The sequence below is a fragment of the Priestia sp. FSL R5-0597 genome (genome assembly GCF_038006305.1).
GTDB classification, from domain to species: domain Bacteria; phylum Bacillota; class Bacilli; order Bacillales; family Bacillaceae_H; genus Priestia; species Priestia zanthoxyli.
Genome location: NZ_JBBOUZ010000001.1, coordinates 3,089,002 through 3,105,004, shown reverse-complemented (window position 1 = coordinate 3,105,004; position 16,003 = coordinate 3,089,002). Strand labels below are relative to the sequence as shown.

The window sequence follows — 16,003 nt, the reverse complement described above, 5'->3', positions numbered from 1 at the left end:
TAGATAAGCTAAGCGATACTCATTTCAAAATGGGTATCTTTTTTTGCTTTAAGGATTAAGAAGGGGAGTGGAGATCGGTTTCTTTTGGTTCAACAGCTACTGAGTCTTTTAGCGTATTTTTATGACAAAAGGTTTGAAAAATCCCTTTTGTGGTAAAAAAAAACGTAGTTCTCCTAGTGCATAGACAGAGGTTTGATAGGAAGTTATAATTTAGGCAATTACATAAAAGGGGAGTAAGCTAAGGAAGGTGAATAGATGTGCGAAAGATAAAGCGGTTGCTATTTCTGTTCATTTGTATAGCGGTTGTAATTGTTGCGTATGAGATGATTCGATATCCGATTGAAAACAATGCTGCAAGTGTGCAGCAGCATTTGCGAAATTGGGAGCATAAAGAAAGTATTGATGGTTCTGCAAGGATTACGCTGCAAGATTTTAAACGGGTTGATCACTCTAATACATACATAGCCTTATTCTCCATACCTGGTGATAAAGAAGGAATGGCCGTATTGAAGCAAGGATGGAACAAACGCCTGCGTATTGAAGTCAGTACCAAAATGAGCAATTTAGTGGATTATGATGATATCCATACAAATAAAGGTACATATGCGCTGTTTACAGGAACAAATAGAAGTAAACAAATTGAGCGCGTAAAGGCGGCTTTGGTGCACGATACATATACAATTGATGCCGCGGTTCCAAAAAGTGATTATTTTGTGCTGTATGAAAAAATACCGAGTCATATTAAACATCCGTTTCCAGCAACGACAACGCTGCTAGATAAAGCAGGGGATGATATCACGGTTAAAGAATTTATGGACCAAGAGCTGCGTGAATAACACGTGGCTTTTTTCTATAATAAAAAGCTTTTTAAAAAAATTCACGTTTTGTTCATATTTTCGAAAGAAAGAATTTTAAGCAAAAAAATCAAATATTTGCTACAAAACAAAGGGGAATTAACGGGCAAAATAAGTTTCATACAGGGCGTCACATTTTCTTTGAAAATTTGTCACAAAATATTCAATTATGTCGATGTGTATTGATATATCAATGTTGAAGCAAACATGCAAAGCTAATTTTGCAGTTATTCCTAAAGAAATAGTTAAGAAATGGGAGCTGAATCCTTTTATTTACATTTATTCATACCAAATTATGTGATAGAATATCGCAAGGTTGAAGCACTCTAACCCCATTGGTACAGTCACTATATTAGAATATTTTTAATATAAAAAAATAAAGCAAAAGGGACGAAAAAAATGTCATTTTGTATTACAATAGTAGTGGCCTACAAATAAGGGGGAAGAGAGTCTGTATAAAAATGTCGTTATCTAGCGAAAGATAGCGCATTTTGAATGTTCATCAATATAGGCTTCGCATCATGTGTTGTTAGAAAGGAGAGTTTTAAGTGAAACCAAAAAAAGGATTTTGGAAGCTAGTAGGTTTACTATCTGCGCTTTCACTAGTATTTTTGAGCGGTTGTTCAAAACTTGCTGTATTGAACCCGCAAGGTCCTGTTGCAAAAACGCAATCTGATTTAATCATTTGGTCTATGTGGATGATGTTGATCGTGGTTGTTGTCGTATTTGCTATTTTTATATTTGTTCTTGTCAAATATCGTGAAAAACCTGAAAACATGGACTATGAGCCACCTGAGCAAGAAGGTAACTTAAAGATGGAGGTTATTTGGACAGCATTCCCAATCATCATCTTAATTCTATTAGCAGTGCCAACTGTTAAAGCGATCTACTCTGCAGAAGAAGTACCGGCAGAATCAAAGGATAAAGATCCAATCGTGATTCACGTTACATCTGCAAACTGGAAATGGATTTTCAGTTATCCGGAACAAAATATCGAGACGGTTAACTACGTAAACATTCCAGCAGATACGCCAGTGAAATTTGAGTTAACGGCTCAAGGACCTATGAACTCATTCTGGGTACCAGAACTTGGCGGACAAAAATATTCGATGAACAATATGTCAATGCCATTATACTTAGAAGCTGATAAGCCTGGTTCTTATATGGGACGTAGTGCTAACTTCTCGGGTGAACATTTCACTCAAATGCAGTTCGAAGTTCAAGCTCAAACGGACAAAGACTTCAAAGAGTGGGTTAGTGACGTAAAAGGTACAGCTGGTAAATTGACTGAAAAGAAATATGATCAAATCCTAAGCCCAGGCGTTGTTGGTCGTCAAACTTACAACGGTACACATTTAAAATGGATTGACCATGCAAAAGATGTATACATTCCTGGCAAAGAGCTAGAACGTGGTACAGGACATGATCACAGCAAGATGAAAGAAGACGAAAAAACGAGTAATGAAGAAATGGAAAACATGGATCACTCAAATCATGAATAACATTCATTTATTACACTAAATAACGTAATGATTGGGGGAAGACATAATGAAGCTAGATGAATTTTTCGTCACTGGCGAACCTATGATTTACGCTGCTGACGCAGCAATCGCTATGACGGTCATCGGTATCGTTTTTGTCTTAACATATTTCAAGAAATGGAAATGGTTATGGACAGAATGGTTAACAACAGTTGACCATAAAAGACTCGGTGTCATGTACATCCTTTCAGCTGTATTAATGCTTTTCCGCGGCGGAATTGATGGAATCATGATGCGTATGCAGCTTGCATTCCCGGGTATGAACATTTTAGATGAACATCACTACAACGGAGTCTTCACGGCTCACGGTGTTATCATGATCTTATTCATGGCAATGCCATTTATTATCGGACTAATGAACGTAATCGTTCCATTACAAATTGGTGCGCGTGACGTAGCATATCCGTTCTTAAACGCAATCAGTTTCTGGACATTCTTTATGGGAGCAATGCTATTTAACCTTTCTTTCGTAATCGGAGGAGCTCCTGATGCAGGTTGGACAAGTTACTTCCCGCTTGCAGGTAAAGAATTCAGTGAGGGTATCGGAAATAACTTCTATGCCGTTTCACTACAGATTGCTGGTGCTGGTACATTAATGACTGGTATCAACTTCTTTGTAACAATTTTAAAAATGCGTGCCCCTGGCATGACAATGATGAAAATGCCAATGTTTACTTGGTCAATCTTCATCACATCAATTATTATCATTTTCGCGTTCCCTGTATTAACAGTAGCGCTTGCACTTATGACACTTGACCGTGTATTCGGAACAGCCTTCTTTACAATGGCTAACGGCGGTCTTCCAATGATGTGGGCTAACTTATTCTGGATTTGGGGTCACCCTGAAGTATATATCGTTATTTTACCGGTATTCGGTGTCTTCTCAGAAGTTATCAGTACACATTCTCGTAAGAACTTATTCGGTTATAAAGCAATGGTAGTATCAATGGTCGGTATCGCATTCTTAAGTTACCTTGTATGGGTGCATCACTTCTTTACAATGGGTAACTCACCGTCAGTTAACTCGTTCTTCTCAATCACAACGATGTTAATTGCCGTACCAACCGGAGTTAAAATCTTTAACTGGCTCTTTACAATGTATAAAGGCCGTATCAAATTTACGACTGCGATGCTTTGGTCATTAGCGTTTATTCCAAACTTCGTAATCGGTGGGGTAACAGGGGTTATGCTTGCGATGGCATCAGCCGATTATCAATATCATAACAGTTACTTCCTAATCGCTCACTTCCACTATGTATTAATCTCTGGTACAGTGTTTGGCTGTTTCGCAGGTTTATACTTCTGGTATCCGAAAATTTTCGGTCACACGTTGAACGAAAAATTAGGAAAAATTTCATTCTGGATTTTTGTTGTTGGATTTAACGTATGTTTCTTCCCACAATTCTTCCTAGGTTTAGACGGTATGACTCGTCGTATGCAAACTTATGCTGACAACCTTGGCTGGAACGGATTAAACTTAGTTTCAACAATCGGTGCATTCTTAATGGGTCTTGGCTTCTTCGTATTAGTAGTTAACTTATTATACAGTGCATGGAAAAACAAACGCGACACTGCAAACGATCCTTGGGATGGTCGTACACTTGAGTGGTGGACTAAATCACCAGTTCAAGCTTACAACTTTGCAGTAATTCCTCATGTGAAAGAAATGGATGCATTCTGGCACATGAAAAAACGTAATGAAACAGAAATTAAAGCAGAAGACTTAAAACCAATTCACTTACCAAGCAACTCTGGTGTGCCGTTTATCTCAGGTATTTTCTGGTTTATCGGTGGATTTGGCTTAGTATTTGAATGGATTCCAATGGCAATCGTTGGATTAGCAGGTATTTTTGCTTGTATGCTTGCTCGTTCATTTGATTATGATCCGGGCTTCTATGTAAAAGTAGATGAAATCAAGAAGGTTGAAGGAATTACAGGGGGTGACAAATAATGGCAGGACATTTAGATAAATCATTGCCGTTAGAATACCAAGAAGAACAAAGTCGCCTGAATATCCTTGGATTCTGGATTTTCTTAGGTGCCGAGATCGCGTTGTTCTCTACGCTGTTCGTAACGTACTTAACGTACCATACGCGTACAGCGGGTGGCCCTACTGCAGAAGAACTGTTCGTTGTTAAAGATTTTATGATTGAAACGCTGTTACTACTATTCAGTAGTTTCACGATGGGAATTGCCATCTTTAAAATGCGTAATAATGATTTAAAAGGACTTTTAGTTTGGTTTGTTATTACACTTGTTCTTGGTGGAGGATTCCTTTTCTACGAAATTCGTGAGTTTTACATGTACGCAGTTCACGAAGGTGCAACAATGCAAACAAGTGCCTTCTTATCAGGGTTCTTTACACTACTTGGAACGCACGGTCTTCACGTAACAGTCGGTGTATTCTGGGCAATCAGTATTATTATTCAATTAGTAAGACGAGGATTAACACCAGTTACTGCTCGTAAAGTATTTATTATCGGTTTATACTGGCATTTCCTTGATGTTGTATGGATCTTCATCTTCACGCTTGTATACTTGAACGGATTGGTGGGATAAGACATGGAAAATAAACAAGGCCAAAAAGCAGGTTTTCCGCTTAGTCATGTATTTGGGCTTATCCTTTCACTAGCCTTAACATTCGCAGCGCTTGGTTTAGTAGTGCTAGCTGATCTATCAAGAAGCATTACGATGACTCTTATCATGATCCTAGCGTTATTACAAGCAGCAATGCAGCTAGTAATGTTCATGCACATGACTGAAAGTGAAAATGGTAAAGTACAGGTTGCAAATATTCTTTACAGTTTCTTTATTGCACTTTGTATCGTTGTTGGTACACTGTGGATTCTTGCAGCTCACTTTAACCATTAAAAATAAAACCACTTACTTCGGTAAGTGGTTTATTTTTTTTCATTCAGTTTATATTTCAACGTTTGATATTCTCCCGTAGCTACTTTTTTTACTACTTTTCCTTTATCATCTCTATAAACATTTACTTGTTCGTATACTTCAATTCGGTATCCGCCTCTTTTTTCTGTTTTAACATGAACTTCTTTGACCGACATATTTAATTGTTCCGCAGCGTCTTCATCAGCAGAGGTTTCAACAGCTCCTCCATCAAGTGAAAGGTGAGCTAAGCTGTCAAACGACTGCTGGGAATTGTTATCAACGTAGCTTGTCACGACTAAAATGCCGGCAAAAAACAATACTAAAAAAAGCGTCCGGACTTTTATCTTCATCTTAAAACACCCCCGTAAACTGACAAACAAGCACGACTGCACCTAATATCCAAACGTAAATCGCAAACGTTTTTAACGAATGATGCTTTAAATAATTGATCATCCATTTTACCGCTACATAACCGAATAAAGCAGATGAAAGGGTAGCGACGAATAAAAAGAAAACGGAGAGCTGCTCGACTTCACCTGTGACTACATCTTTTAACTGAAGTAACACCGCTCCGCAAATGGCCGGAGTCGACAATAAAAAGGAAAAGTAAGCGGCTGTTTCACGGTCTAATTTTCGCATTAACGCAGCTACCATCGTTAAGCCTGACCTGGATACAGCAGGGAATATCGCAGCTGCTTGAAACGAGCCGATAAAAAAAGCATCTCCGTATGAAATATGATCCATTTTTTTATAGCCATTTTTTACGGAATCACCAAACCATAACAGCAGTCCCGTCGCAAGAAATTCCCAGCCGATCGTTAGGCCAGATTTAGAAATGCTGTCAAAATAGTCTTTAAACAAAAGACCAATTGCAACTGCAGGGATCGTTCCTATCACTAAAAGCCCTGTAAGCTTGCTAAAGGGATGCCGAATAATATGCCATAGCTCACGCTTATAAAAGACAAACACAGCAAGCAGAGTGCCCATGTGCAGCATCGTATCTAAATACAATCCCGCATCGTCTAAGCCAAATAAGTGGCGCCCTAAATACAAATGCCCCGTGCTGCTTATCGGTAAAAACTCTGTAAGCCCCTGAATGATTCCCAAAATAAATGCTTCAAACCACGACATCTTATCACCTCATACAGCGTGTCCTTATTAGTAGTGTATAGAGGAAGTTCTGAGAACATGACAAAAACATGGAAGTATAGGCATTCATTTAGTGAAATAAATACGTAAAAATAGGTCATAGTATAAGAAGAGACGACCATTCTTATCTCCATCTCATCCACTATGGAAAGAGGTGCTTAAAATGATACGAAAATGGGTTGCTGTATGCGTCGTATTCGCTGCTTTTATTTTTCCGCAAGCAGTAAGTGCTGAACAGCCAAAAGTAGAGGTGTTTCAAATTGAAACGGGCAGAGTCGTTCGTTCAACGCCCAAACCTCCAAATGTTCAAAAAGAAGCCGAAAAAAGTATTGCGTCCATTACTGGTTTATATAAAAAGGCAAGTCCGCTTCCTAAAAAAGGCTATCTTGTTAAAGTACCTCTTGATCCAGCCGTGAAAATTGAAAATAGTGCGGTCAACACGCTGGCAAGTGAAGTTATTTTTGTTCTTGAACCGAATCAAAAACCAATCATGATGGTATTTGACAATGAAAATAGAACCTATTTTTTTGAATTTACTCATGATTTAACTCTTCTCAGAAAAGCATTACAGCTATAAGTCATCGAAATGATGGCTTTTTTTTACATAGACAGTTGACAGTTTATTATGATAAATGTAATATATTTAGAAAAGTCAGAAATAATAAGGGGGAGAATTATGTGATAGCTCTACGACCGTTCTCCAAAAAAGACTTTAAACAGCTAATGGATTGGATTCCCTCCGAGTCATTTATGGTGCAATGGAGCGGCTCTAGCTTTTCTTTTCCGCTTACTCCTAGACAGTTAAAACACTACATTCGATATGCAAATGAAGATGGTGCCTCTACCTATGCTTTTTCTGTAATAGATGACAATGAACAGCTTATTGGGCATATTTCCCTGGCTCATATTGATTATTATCATAAAACAGGAAGAATTGGCCGAGTGCTGCTTGGTGAAAAGTATAGAGGAAAAGGGTTTTGCGCGCACATGTTTGAAAAAGTGTTAGCTTTCGGTTTTGAAGAACTGGGCCTTCACCGAATTTCGCTCGGCGTCTTTGATTTTAACGAGCGGGCGATTCAGTCTTATGAACGAATTGGCTTTACACGCGAAGGCCTTCTTCGAGATGTCCGGCTTGTAGATGGACAGTACTGGAGCTTAATTGAAATGAGTATGCTAGAAAGTGAATGGGCACAGCGTGATGTGCATCAAAAATCAAGCTAACATCTACTAGTGAAAAGCCAGCTTCCCAACAAGCGGGCTTTTTTGACGTGTGCTTAAATTTCCTCAAGAAGGTATAAATTTTCATTCATTAAGGCATATAGAGAGTAAGTGATGTGTAAAGGAGGCCGTATGAATGAAAAAATACAAAGTAGGCATCTTAGCGGCATGTATGTTGCTTTTAGGAACCGCTGGGTTGGGAATTGTCTATCAGCATCAAACATCTGCTAAAGAGCAGCCTCATTCGTTTAATGTACTCGTTATGGGCGTAGATGAAAGGCCAGGCGATACGGGCCGCTCAGATGTATTAATGGTGGTCAATTTAGATAAAAGCCATAATAAAGCAAAGGTTATGCCGATCCCTAGAGATACGCGCGTGCACATTGATGGAAAAGGGACGGATGAGAAAATTAACCATGCTTATCGATACGGAGGCATTCCTTTAACCGTGCGCACGGTTGAGAATTTTTTAAATATTGACGTTGACTACTATGTGAAAGTAAATATGGAGGGGTTCAAAGATGTAGTCGATGAACTTGGCGGCGTGAACGTGAATAACCCGTTTCCTTTTGTCTTTGATTCATTTATCTTTCCTGAAGGAGAAAATGCGTTGAACGGTGAAAAAGCTCTTGCCTATGTACGGATGAGACATGAAGACCCAAAAGGTGATTTAGGAAGAAACAATCGCCAGCGTCAAGTGGTGGAAGCTCTATTAGATAAAGGAATGAACATGTCAACGGTGAAAAATATCCCAAGTCTTCTCACGCTCGCAAAAAAGCATATCCAAACGAATATTGATGTCAGCGATGCATTTACGATGTATAACGTCATTAAGAATGGACGGCCTGATTTCGAAACGGTAACGGTAAAAGGAGAAGGACAAATGGTAGATGGTACATGGTATTATGTTGTAAAACCATCTGAAAAAAAGCAGCTGAGCGCTATGTTTCAACAAACCCATTAATAAAAAAGAGGGCTGAATTTTTTCAGCCCTCTTTTTATTCACCAATTTCTTCTTGACGCTGCAAGCAAGAAATTTGTTTTTTCTCTGGATGGACACCAAATGTATAGCCCCACGTTTGCAATTTATCTAGAATGATTTCGTCTTTTTTAAAGCCAAAGATCATCACTACATCTTGGTTTTCATCTAAAAGCAAATACTTTTCATCTTTGCGCCACATCGTTAAGTTTGACGCATAGAAAAGATTCCAGCCGTTATTCATGCGATGGCCGGTTGCTTGGTTTTTATAGTTGACAATCATATTTCTTCCTCCATTAGTGAATCTTTCTAAAAGTAAAACTTCAAAGAATATTATAAACGTTCTCTTCCTAGAAATCTATTATTTATCCTATTGAGGGGACCTCGCCGTGATGTTTATAAAATACATGTGATAAAAGATTTAGTATATAAGGATATATCTGTATAAAACAACAGTCAATAAGTAAGAAAACGGAGAAAAAAAGGGTCTAAAAGCGTATATAATTGAAAAAAATATAAGTTATCTAGCTTTAAAGACTTAAAAACACGCTTTTCAGACCATGGACATGCTTTTTCGAATTTCTACCTACAAGAAAGAAGGCAGAGGTGCGAAATGTGTAGGTGAATCTAAATGAGTTTACGGTAAACATGGAGCCCCAAAACGTGGTATACGCTAGAAAAGGGGGAAATTCAACGATGTCCAAAAAAGCGCTATGGATTAAAAATGCTTCGCAAGTTGTAACGGCCAAAGAAAATAAAGGTCCTTTAGCTGGCAAAGAAATGAGAAACTTGACGGTGATTGAAAATGGCTCAGTCTGGATAGAAGGAGATCAAATTGTGACCGTAGGTACAACAAAAGAGCTAGAACAAAAATATGAAAGGGAAAGAAATGATGCAACGATTATTGATGCTTCTCATAAAATTGTGACTCCGGGTCTGATTGATCCTCATACACACGCTGTGTACGCTGGCTCTCGTGAAGAAGAATTTTATAGGCGATTTGAAAGACCAACTTCTTACTTGGATTTATTAGAAGAAGGTGGAGGTATTCACTCCACTGTCGTTCAAACACAGGAAGAATATGCGTACCGGATTTATCAGCAGAGCTATGAGCGTCTTACGTCTTTTCTAGCTCACGGAGTCACGACTGTAGAAGTCAAAAGCGGGTACGGCTTAGAACTAGAAACAGAACTGAAGCAGCTGCAAATCGCTAAAATGCTGAATGATACACACCCAGTTGATGTCATAAGCACCTTCTTAGGAGCACACGTCGTACCTTTAGCATATAAAAGAGATACGCAGAAATACGTCAATTTACTTATTCACGAAATGATTCCTCAAATTTCTTCTTATAAGCTCGCAGCATTTAATGATGCTGTATGTCTTCCAAATGCTTTTTCATTCCAACAATGTCAAGAAATACTCGAAGCCGGGAAAAGCCATGGCATGCTTCCTAAAATACATGCCGACCCCTTTGAATACTGCAGAGGAGCAGAGCTCGCAGCAGAGGTAGGAGCGATATCAGCAGATTATCTTTTGTATGCTTCTGATGAAGGGTTAAAGAAACTGGCTGAAAAACGGATCGTAGCCACACTTTTACCGGGGAATTCCTTATTTGTTGGAATGAAATGGCCAGATGCTAGAAAAATGATCGATTTAGGCGTTCCAGTTACTCTTTCTACAGACTGCAATCCAGGTTCATCTCCAACGACTTCACAGCAATTTGTGATGAATCTGGCATGTATGAATATGAACATGAGTCCTGAAGAAGTGCTTGTAGCCACAACTATTAACGCAGCTCATGCTATTAATCAAGGAGATAAGATTGGGAGTATTGAAGCCGGAAAACAAGCTGACTTAGCGATTTTTAATGTCTCTAGTTATCGAACCCTTCAATATCAGTATGGCTTGAATCATATTGATAGCGTAGTGAAAAAAGGAGAAGTAGTTGTAGAAAACGGTAAAGTTTTGTAAAACAAGTTTATAGAAAAAGAGAAAAGGGTAAAGAATAGAGAATTTGTCACACATGCAAAGGCAGGGAATTTAGATATGATTACAAAACAAAATGTTATTCCATTACTAAAAGAAGCTTGCCCATCTTTTGAGCCAAGCGAAGAAATCAACTTCAACGATAAAGAAGAGCTGCAGCATGAATTAAGCCGAGTAGCGGGTCATTTGATCTCTCTTGAATATAACGGCCAGCTCGAACGTGAACCGGATGTGTTTGAAGCGATTGAACAGCTGTATATAGAAGGTGAATCTGATGTGAAAGAAGCTGTTACAACGGGACTCTTTCAAGCAATGCATGAAATGATTATAGATCAGCAAATTAGTCCAGAAGAAATTGGAATGCTATTAAAACCTCACTCACTGAAGTGGTGGAAAACGATTGACCACTTTAGCGAAAATAGTGCGGAACAGTAAGGAAAAAGAACGTCATGGAAACATGATGTCCGTGACGTTCTTTTCTTTTACTGTTCTTTTTTCAGCTGGCGCTCTAAAATAAAAGGACCAAACGGAATAACCGACATAAGAAATGCAAATAAAGAGCGGCCGATTGACCATTTATGAGCGAATTTTACATGAACGACTGCAAGAGCATACAGCACAAAAAGTGCACCGTGTGCTGCGCCTACAACTGATACAGCTTCGGGTATGCCTGCTGCATATTTTAGCGGCATAGCAATGCCCAGCAGCAGTAAAAATGAAATTCCTTCTAAAATTCCTACTAAGCGCAGGCGACCGATTGGTGATGTAAGAACCATGTTTTCTCCTCCCGTAACGACGGAATAAATTTCTGTATCGATGACAAAAATGTACCATAGCAAGCTCTTCATATACAAGCATCATTTGTATCTGTCACAAAAAAGTCGAAAACGCTTTAATTTGCGCTATAGAAGTGTTGTGTTTAAAAAACTGACATACTCTTGTGATGCAATGTATAAAGAAGCACACTACGTGTTGACAAGTTATTTTAATTATTTTATATGTATAGTATCGAAAACGTATGAGAGGATTTTTATCATGACAAACCGAAAACAGCAGCGGGAGAAAATTTTAGATGCTGCTTTTGAAGTGTTCGGATCCAAAGGTTACTATGAAGCAAAAATGATTGATATTGCTAAACTAGCGGGTGTATCTAAAGGAACGCTTTACTTGTACTTTTCGTCTAAAGAGTCGCTTTATATCGCTGTTAATAATCGTTCGTTTGATGAGTTTTTGTATCATGCAAAGCGAAGAACAGATAAATGCCAAACGTTTCACGAAAAGCTCTATTCAGTTGCTAAACATCACCTGCTCTTTTTTTACGAAACTAAAAAATATCCGGACTCTTTTTGGCAAGCCCCTCACCAAATGCCAGAAATGATGGGTCGTCTTCATCAATTTTTTGAGGATTATCACGGGCTTGTTGCTAAATTGATTGAAGAGCAAAAAATAAAAAACGCTTTTTTACACTCAAAAGCGTTTTGCAGCATGTTAAATGGGTATAGGATGGATATCGTTTCCGATGATGATATAACAGAAGAAGATATCATGAACTATGCGGAGTTCATTGTGAACTTATACATTGAAGGCTGCTATTTTGAGACCCAAAAATGACTCGTCGGTACTGGTTGATAATGGAGGGATATGATGAGTAACAGCAGCACAGTAATTAATTTTTCATATTTTCAAGAACAAACCGTTACCAAGGTAAACACAGACAACACCCTGCCGTTTTCTCTTGGATTTAGTAAAGGCGGACTTGTGGCAGAATGTCCATGGAGACTAAAAAACAAACGCAGCATCTTGCTTGGTCAAGCAGACTGGAAATCGCTACATTCCGCCGAGCAGCGTCAGCAAGTCGAAGCGCTGCTGCTTGGCCAGCGCATTCTCTCTATACAGTGGTATGAAGATATCGGTATACTTCGAATTGCGTTTTCTAATGGGTATGCGCTAGATATGTTTCATGACAGCTCGTTTTTTGAAGGCTGGGATTTATATGGTCAAGACGGCTTTTCCTTTATCTCGCTTCCAGGGGGAGCGTGCGACCATCAAATTTCAGTTTGTATAGACAGTTCATCAGCACATGAAAGGAGGTGAGTTTTTTTTACGAAAAACTGACCCATGGGTACTCTAAAATTGTTTAAAAAAATAAAACGGGTCTGCAGCTATTAAAGGATGAAGGCTTCTCAAATAACTTAGTTACGTAACGGAGGAAAAAGATGAATTTTTTGACGAGATTTAGTTTAAAAAATGCGGTAGCTGTGTTTATCGTTTCATTTTTACTTATTTTAGCGGGGCTATATTCATTTTCAAAACTAAAAATTGATTTACTGCCGAATATCGAATTTCCGCAGCTGTCCATTGAAGCAACGTATCCTGGGGCTTCTCCTGATGACGTAAATGAAAGTGTCACGTCGAAAATCGAAGACCAAGTAAAAGGAATTGAAGGCGTTAAAAGCGTACAAAGCGTATCATATGAAAACGTCGGTATTATTAATTTAGAATTCCCGTTTAATACGGATTTAGATAAAGTTGAACAGCAAATTAACTCGTCGATAAAAGAATTAGATTTGCCAGAGTCATCAAATGTAGACGTAAACCGTTTTTCATTTGGTTCCTTCCCGATTTTCAACATTTCACTGTTTGCAAAAGATGATGCAAATCTTGAAAAAGTATTAAACGATGAAGTGATTCCTGAATTGAATAAAATTCAAGGTATTAACTCCGTCTCAGTTGGCGGTGTGAAAGAGGACCTTTTACAAATTACGGTCGATAAAGAAAAAGCAGCTCAAGCTGGTTTAACGCTTGATGGGATGAAAGAACAAATTAATCAAAAAGCCGTTTCCTTCCCAGCAGGAACATTAAACGGAAAAGAGCTCCAAATTCCAGTGCGAGTAGAAGAAAAAGTTGCCACGATCGATGCATTAAAGAAAATCCAGCTGAAATCCACGATGAACCCTGAAGCACAGCCTGTGAAACTTGGCGATATTGCCAAAGTCGAAGCCGTAACAGAACAAGGCGAATATACACGCTATGACGGCAAAGATGCGCTGTCGATGGCCATCACAAAAAAGCAAGACGCTAATACGGTTGAAGTGGCCAACGAAACGATGAAGATTTTGAAAAAATATGACGATCAGTTAGACTACGCAATTGGCTTTGACTCAGCTGATGGCATTGAAAAGTCTGTTGAAACATTAGTACGCGAAGGATTGCTCGGGGCATTATTTGCGTCACTCGCCGTGCTGATTTTCTTGCGTAACTTCCGTGCGACAATCATTGCGATTATATCGATTCCATTATCGCTGTTAGTATCAGCTATTTTCTTAAACCAGCTTGATATTTCGCTTAATATTATGACACTAGGTGGAATGGCTGTAGCCGTTGGGCGCGTAGTAGATGACAGTATTGTTGTGATTGAGAACATTTTCAGACGCGTTCGCCGTTCAGAAGAAGGCATGAGCAATGAGCTTGTCGAATCGTCCACAAAAGAGATTTTAAAAGCGATTACCTCGTCTACGATTACAACGGTTGTCGTATTCTTGCCAATCGGCTTTGTAGGAGGAATTACAGGAGAGTTCTTCTTGCCGTTTGCCTTAACAGTTGTTTTTTCACTGTTAGCATCTCTTCTTGTAGCGATTACAATCGTGCCGATTCTCGCAAAGTTTGCATTTAAAAAAGTACCGCCTGAAGAAAAAGAAGGAAAGCTGCAGCGCGGGTATGCAAAAGCGATTGCATGGTCGCTTAATCATAAAATCAAAATTTTGATTTTATCCTTTATTTTACTGTTTGGATCATTTGCGCTTGTTCCTTCACTTGGCTTTACGTTTATTCCAAATGAAGAACAAAAAATGCTTCAAGCCAACGTTCAATTACCGGCATCTACGTCCCTTGAAAAAACAAACGATGTATCCTTAAAAATTGAAAAGATGTTTGCGGACCAAAACGAAATTTCAGACGTGACAACGGAAGTTGGATCACGTGACTTTTCAACAGGTGTAAAACGTCCGAACCAAGTTGGCTATTTCTTGAATGTAAAAGAAGGCGTGAATGTCGATACGTTTATTGATAAAGTTCAAAAGAAAATGGAAAGCATCACGAAAGAAGAATCACCGAAAGCAACAGTTAATGTGCAAGAAGCATCAACAGGAGGGCCGCCTACAAATAATAACGTGACGGTTGATTTATATTCTTCTAATTTAGATGACTTGCAAAAGGCAGCTAAGCAAGTGGAAAACCACTTAAACAAAGACAAACGTCTTAAATATGTAACAAATAACTTCTCAGATAAGCAAAAGCAGCTTGTAGTAGAAGTAGATCCTGATAAAGCCGCAGAGTACGGGGTATCTGGATTTCAGCTGCTCGGTACAATCTCTGATCAAACCAAACCGGTATCGGTTGGAGACTTAAAATTGGATAATACAAAACGAGCGGTTCAGCTTTCGTACGATAAAGACCTTGCCTCAGTAAAAGAAATTAAAGACCTGCAAGTGTTTACAGAGAGAGGGCCTGTGTTAGTAAAAGATATCGCTGACGTTCGTACAATTGATACGTTCACTTCTATTCAAAAGCTCGACGGTAAAGTATTTGCTCGAGTAGAAGCAGACATCAAAGGCGATGATGTTCAAGCTGTGACCAAAGATGTTGTAGATGGAGTGAAAAAGCTAGACTTGCCGAAAGATGTGAGCTTGGATGGAGGAGGCGGAAGCGACGAGACAGTAGAAGTCTTCCAATCTCTAGGTCTAGCCATTTTAACAGCAATCGGCCTTGTGTATTTAACAATGCTCGTTACGTTTGGAAAAGCGCGTATTCCATTTATCATTTTATCGTCACTCATTTTTGTGCCAATCGGTTCGTTAGTTGGTCTTGTCATTGCAAAAGAACCGCTGTCTGTCAGCGTCATGATTGGATTCTTAATGCTGATTGGAATCGTTACAACAAACGCGATTGTGCTTGTAGATCGAATTACCCAAAATCGTGAACAAAAAGGCATGACAATCCGCGAAGCCCTTATTGAAGCTGGGAAAACGCGATTGCGTCCAATTTTAATGACGGCGTTTGCTACCATTGCTGCTTTAATCCCGCTGGCGCTTACTACGTCAAGCGGAACGCTGATTTCAAAAGGCTTAGCCATCACGGTAATTGGAGGACTTACGTCATCTACTCTTCTTACTTTAATTATTATTCCAGTTGTATACGAACTCTTCTTCGCAAGGCAAGTAAAAAGAGAAAAACAGCTGGAAAAAGAAACGACATAAGAACTATTTTCTAATAGAGGAAAATATGACCATAGACTATATGTTATAATAAAAGTACGTTTTAACCCCTTATATTATAGAAAAAGAAGCGGCGCTTTCGAGCGCCGCTTCTTTTTTATGTAAAATCAT

At 38.9% G+C, this 16,003-nt stretch carries 17 protein-coding genes; 13 read left to right on the top strand and 4 right to left on the bottom strand.

Features of this window, described 5'->3' with window-relative positions:
• The first annotated feature begins 257 nt into the window (after positions 1-257).
• The 5 genes from MKX72_RS15935 to qoxD all read left to right on the top strand — a co-directional run bounded on the left by MKX72_RS15935 (position 258) and on the right by qoxD (position 5,266).
• The gene (locus tag MKX72_RS15935) at positions 258-836 is read left to right on the top strand and encodes a hypothetical protein (protein WP_013057828.1); all 579 of its coding nucleotides are present in this window, start codon (positions 258-260) and stop codon (positions 834-836) included.
• Positions 837-1,402: 566 nt separating this feature from the next.
• Positions 1,403-2,356 carry a cytochrome aa3 quinol oxidase subunit II gene (gene qoxA, locus MKX72_RS15930; protein WP_013057827.1) on the top strand — a complete coding sequence of 318 codons (954 nt, stop codon included), beginning with the start codon at positions 1,403-1,405 and terminating at the stop codon, positions 2,354-2,356.
• A 46-nt stretch (positions 2,357-2,402) separates the two neighbouring features.
• Entirely contained in the window at positions 2,403-4,346 is a 1,944-nt protein-coding gene (qoxB, locus tag MKX72_RS15925; RefSeq protein WP_013083896.1) for a cytochrome aa3 quinol oxidase subunit I, read from the top strand.
• Positions 4,346-4,954: a cytochrome aa3 quinol oxidase subunit III gene (qoxC, locus tag MKX72_RS15920; protein ID WP_013057825.1), complete on the top strand. Its 609-nt coding sequence runs from the start codon at positions 4,346-4,348 to the stop codon at positions 4,952-4,954. The genes qoxB and qoxC overlap by 1 nt, the downstream gene beginning before the upstream one ends.
• A 3-nt stretch (positions 4,955-4,957) precedes the next feature.
• Positions 4,958-5,266 carry a cytochrome aa3 quinol oxidase subunit IV gene (gene qoxD / locus MKX72_RS15915; RefSeq protein ID WP_013057824.1) on the top strand — a complete coding sequence of 103 codons (309 nt, stop codon included), beginning with the start codon at positions 4,958-4,960 and terminating at the stop codon, positions 5,264-5,266.
• A 29-nt stretch (positions 5,267-5,295) separates the two neighbouring features.
• Here qoxD and MKX72_RS15910 read toward each other — a convergent pair whose 3' ends face one another.
• On the bottom strand, positions 5,296-5,634 hold the full coding sequence (locus MKX72_RS15910; RefSeq protein ID WP_034270308.1) for a hypothetical protein: 339 nt from the start codon (positions 5,632-5,634) through the stop codon (positions 5,296-5,298).
• A gap of 1 nt (position 5,635) precedes the next feature.
• Positions 5,636-6,415: an undecaprenyl-diphosphate phosphatase gene (locus tag MKX72_RS15905; RefSeq protein WP_025751115.1), complete on the bottom strand. Its 780-nt coding sequence runs from the start codon at positions 6,413-6,415 to the stop codon at positions 5,636-5,638.
• Between the two features lie 181 nt (positions 6,416-6,596).
• On the opposite strand from MKX72_RS15905, the gene MKX72_RS15900 reads away from it, so the two are divergent.
• The 3 genes from MKX72_RS15900 (at position 6,597) to MKX72_RS15890 (ending at position 8,615) form a co-directional block, all read left to right on the top strand.
• Positions 6,597-7,010 carry a hypothetical protein gene (locus MKX72_RS15900; RefSeq protein WP_033580565.1) on the top strand — a complete coding sequence of 138 codons (414 nt, stop codon included), beginning with the start codon at positions 6,597-6,599 and terminating at the stop codon, positions 7,008-7,010.
• Between the two features lie 101 nt (positions 7,011-7,111).
• Positions 7,112-7,654 (top strand): GNAT family N-acetyltransferase, encoded by a 543-nt coding sequence (locus MKX72_RS15895; protein WP_028414422.1) that lies wholly within the window; start codon positions 7,112-7,114, stop codon positions 7,652-7,654.
• Positions 7,655-7,787: 133 nt separating this feature from the next.
• Positions 7,788-8,615 (top strand): LCP family protein, encoded by an 828-nt coding sequence (locus tag MKX72_RS15890; protein ID WP_047750510.1) that lies wholly within the window; start codon positions 7,788-7,790, stop codon positions 8,613-8,615.
• Positions 8,616-8,649: 34 nt separating this feature from the next.
• Here the strand turns inward: MKX72_RS15890 and MKX72_RS15885 are convergent, their stop codons facing one another.
• The gene (locus tag MKX72_RS15885; protein WP_013057818.1) at positions 8,650-8,913 is read right to left on the bottom strand and encodes a hypothetical protein; all 264 of its coding nucleotides are present in this window, start codon (positions 8,911-8,913) and stop codon (positions 8,650-8,652) included.
• A 413-nt stretch (positions 8,914-9,326) separates the two neighbouring features.
• On the opposite strand from MKX72_RS15885, the gene hutI reads away from it, so the two are divergent.
• Positions 9,327-10,604: an imidazolonepropionase gene (gene hutI, locus MKX72_RS15880; RefSeq protein WP_028414420.1), complete on the top strand. Its 1,278-nt coding sequence runs from the start codon at positions 9,327-9,329 to the stop codon at positions 10,602-10,604.
• 75 nt (positions 10,605-10,679) lie between these two features.
• Positions 10,680-11,054: a DUF7674 family protein gene (locus tag MKX72_RS15875; RefSeq protein WP_028414419.1), complete on the top strand. Its 375-nt coding sequence runs from the start codon at positions 10,680-10,682 to the stop codon at positions 11,052-11,054.
• 47 nt (positions 11,055-11,101) lie between these two features.
• On the opposite strand, the gene MKX72_RS15870 is transcribed toward MKX72_RS15875, so the two are convergent.
• The gene (locus tag MKX72_RS15870) at positions 11,102-11,395 is read right to left on the bottom strand and encodes a DUF3817 domain-containing protein (RefSeq protein WP_013083888.1); all 294 of its coding nucleotides are present in this window, start codon (positions 11,393-11,395) and stop codon (positions 11,102-11,104) included.
• A 259-nt stretch (positions 11,396-11,654) separates the two neighbouring features.
• On the opposite strand from MKX72_RS15870, the gene MKX72_RS15865 reads away from it, so the two are divergent.
• The 3 genes from MKX72_RS15865 to MKX72_RS15855 all read left to right on the top strand — a co-directional run bounded on the left by MKX72_RS15865 (position 11,655) and on the right by MKX72_RS15855 (position 15,874).
• Positions 11,655-12,230, top strand: a complete 576-nt coding sequence (locus tag MKX72_RS15865; protein ID WP_028414418.1) for a TetR/AcrR family transcriptional regulator — start codon at positions 11,655-11,657, stop codon at positions 12,228-12,230.
• A gap of 33 nt (positions 12,231-12,263) precedes the next feature.
• Complete coding sequence (locus MKX72_RS15860; protein WP_034270292.1) at positions 12,264-12,713, top strand: DUF6188 family protein; 450 nt, start codon at positions 12,264-12,266, stop codon at positions 12,711-12,713.
• Between the two features lie 122 nt (positions 12,714-12,835).
• On the top strand, positions 12,836-15,874 hold the full coding sequence (locus tag MKX72_RS15855; RefSeq protein ID WP_028414416.1) for an efflux RND transporter permease subunit: 3,039 nt from the start codon (positions 12,836-12,838) through the stop codon (positions 15,872-15,874).
• The last annotated feature ends 129 nt before the right edge of the window (positions 15,875-16,003 follow it).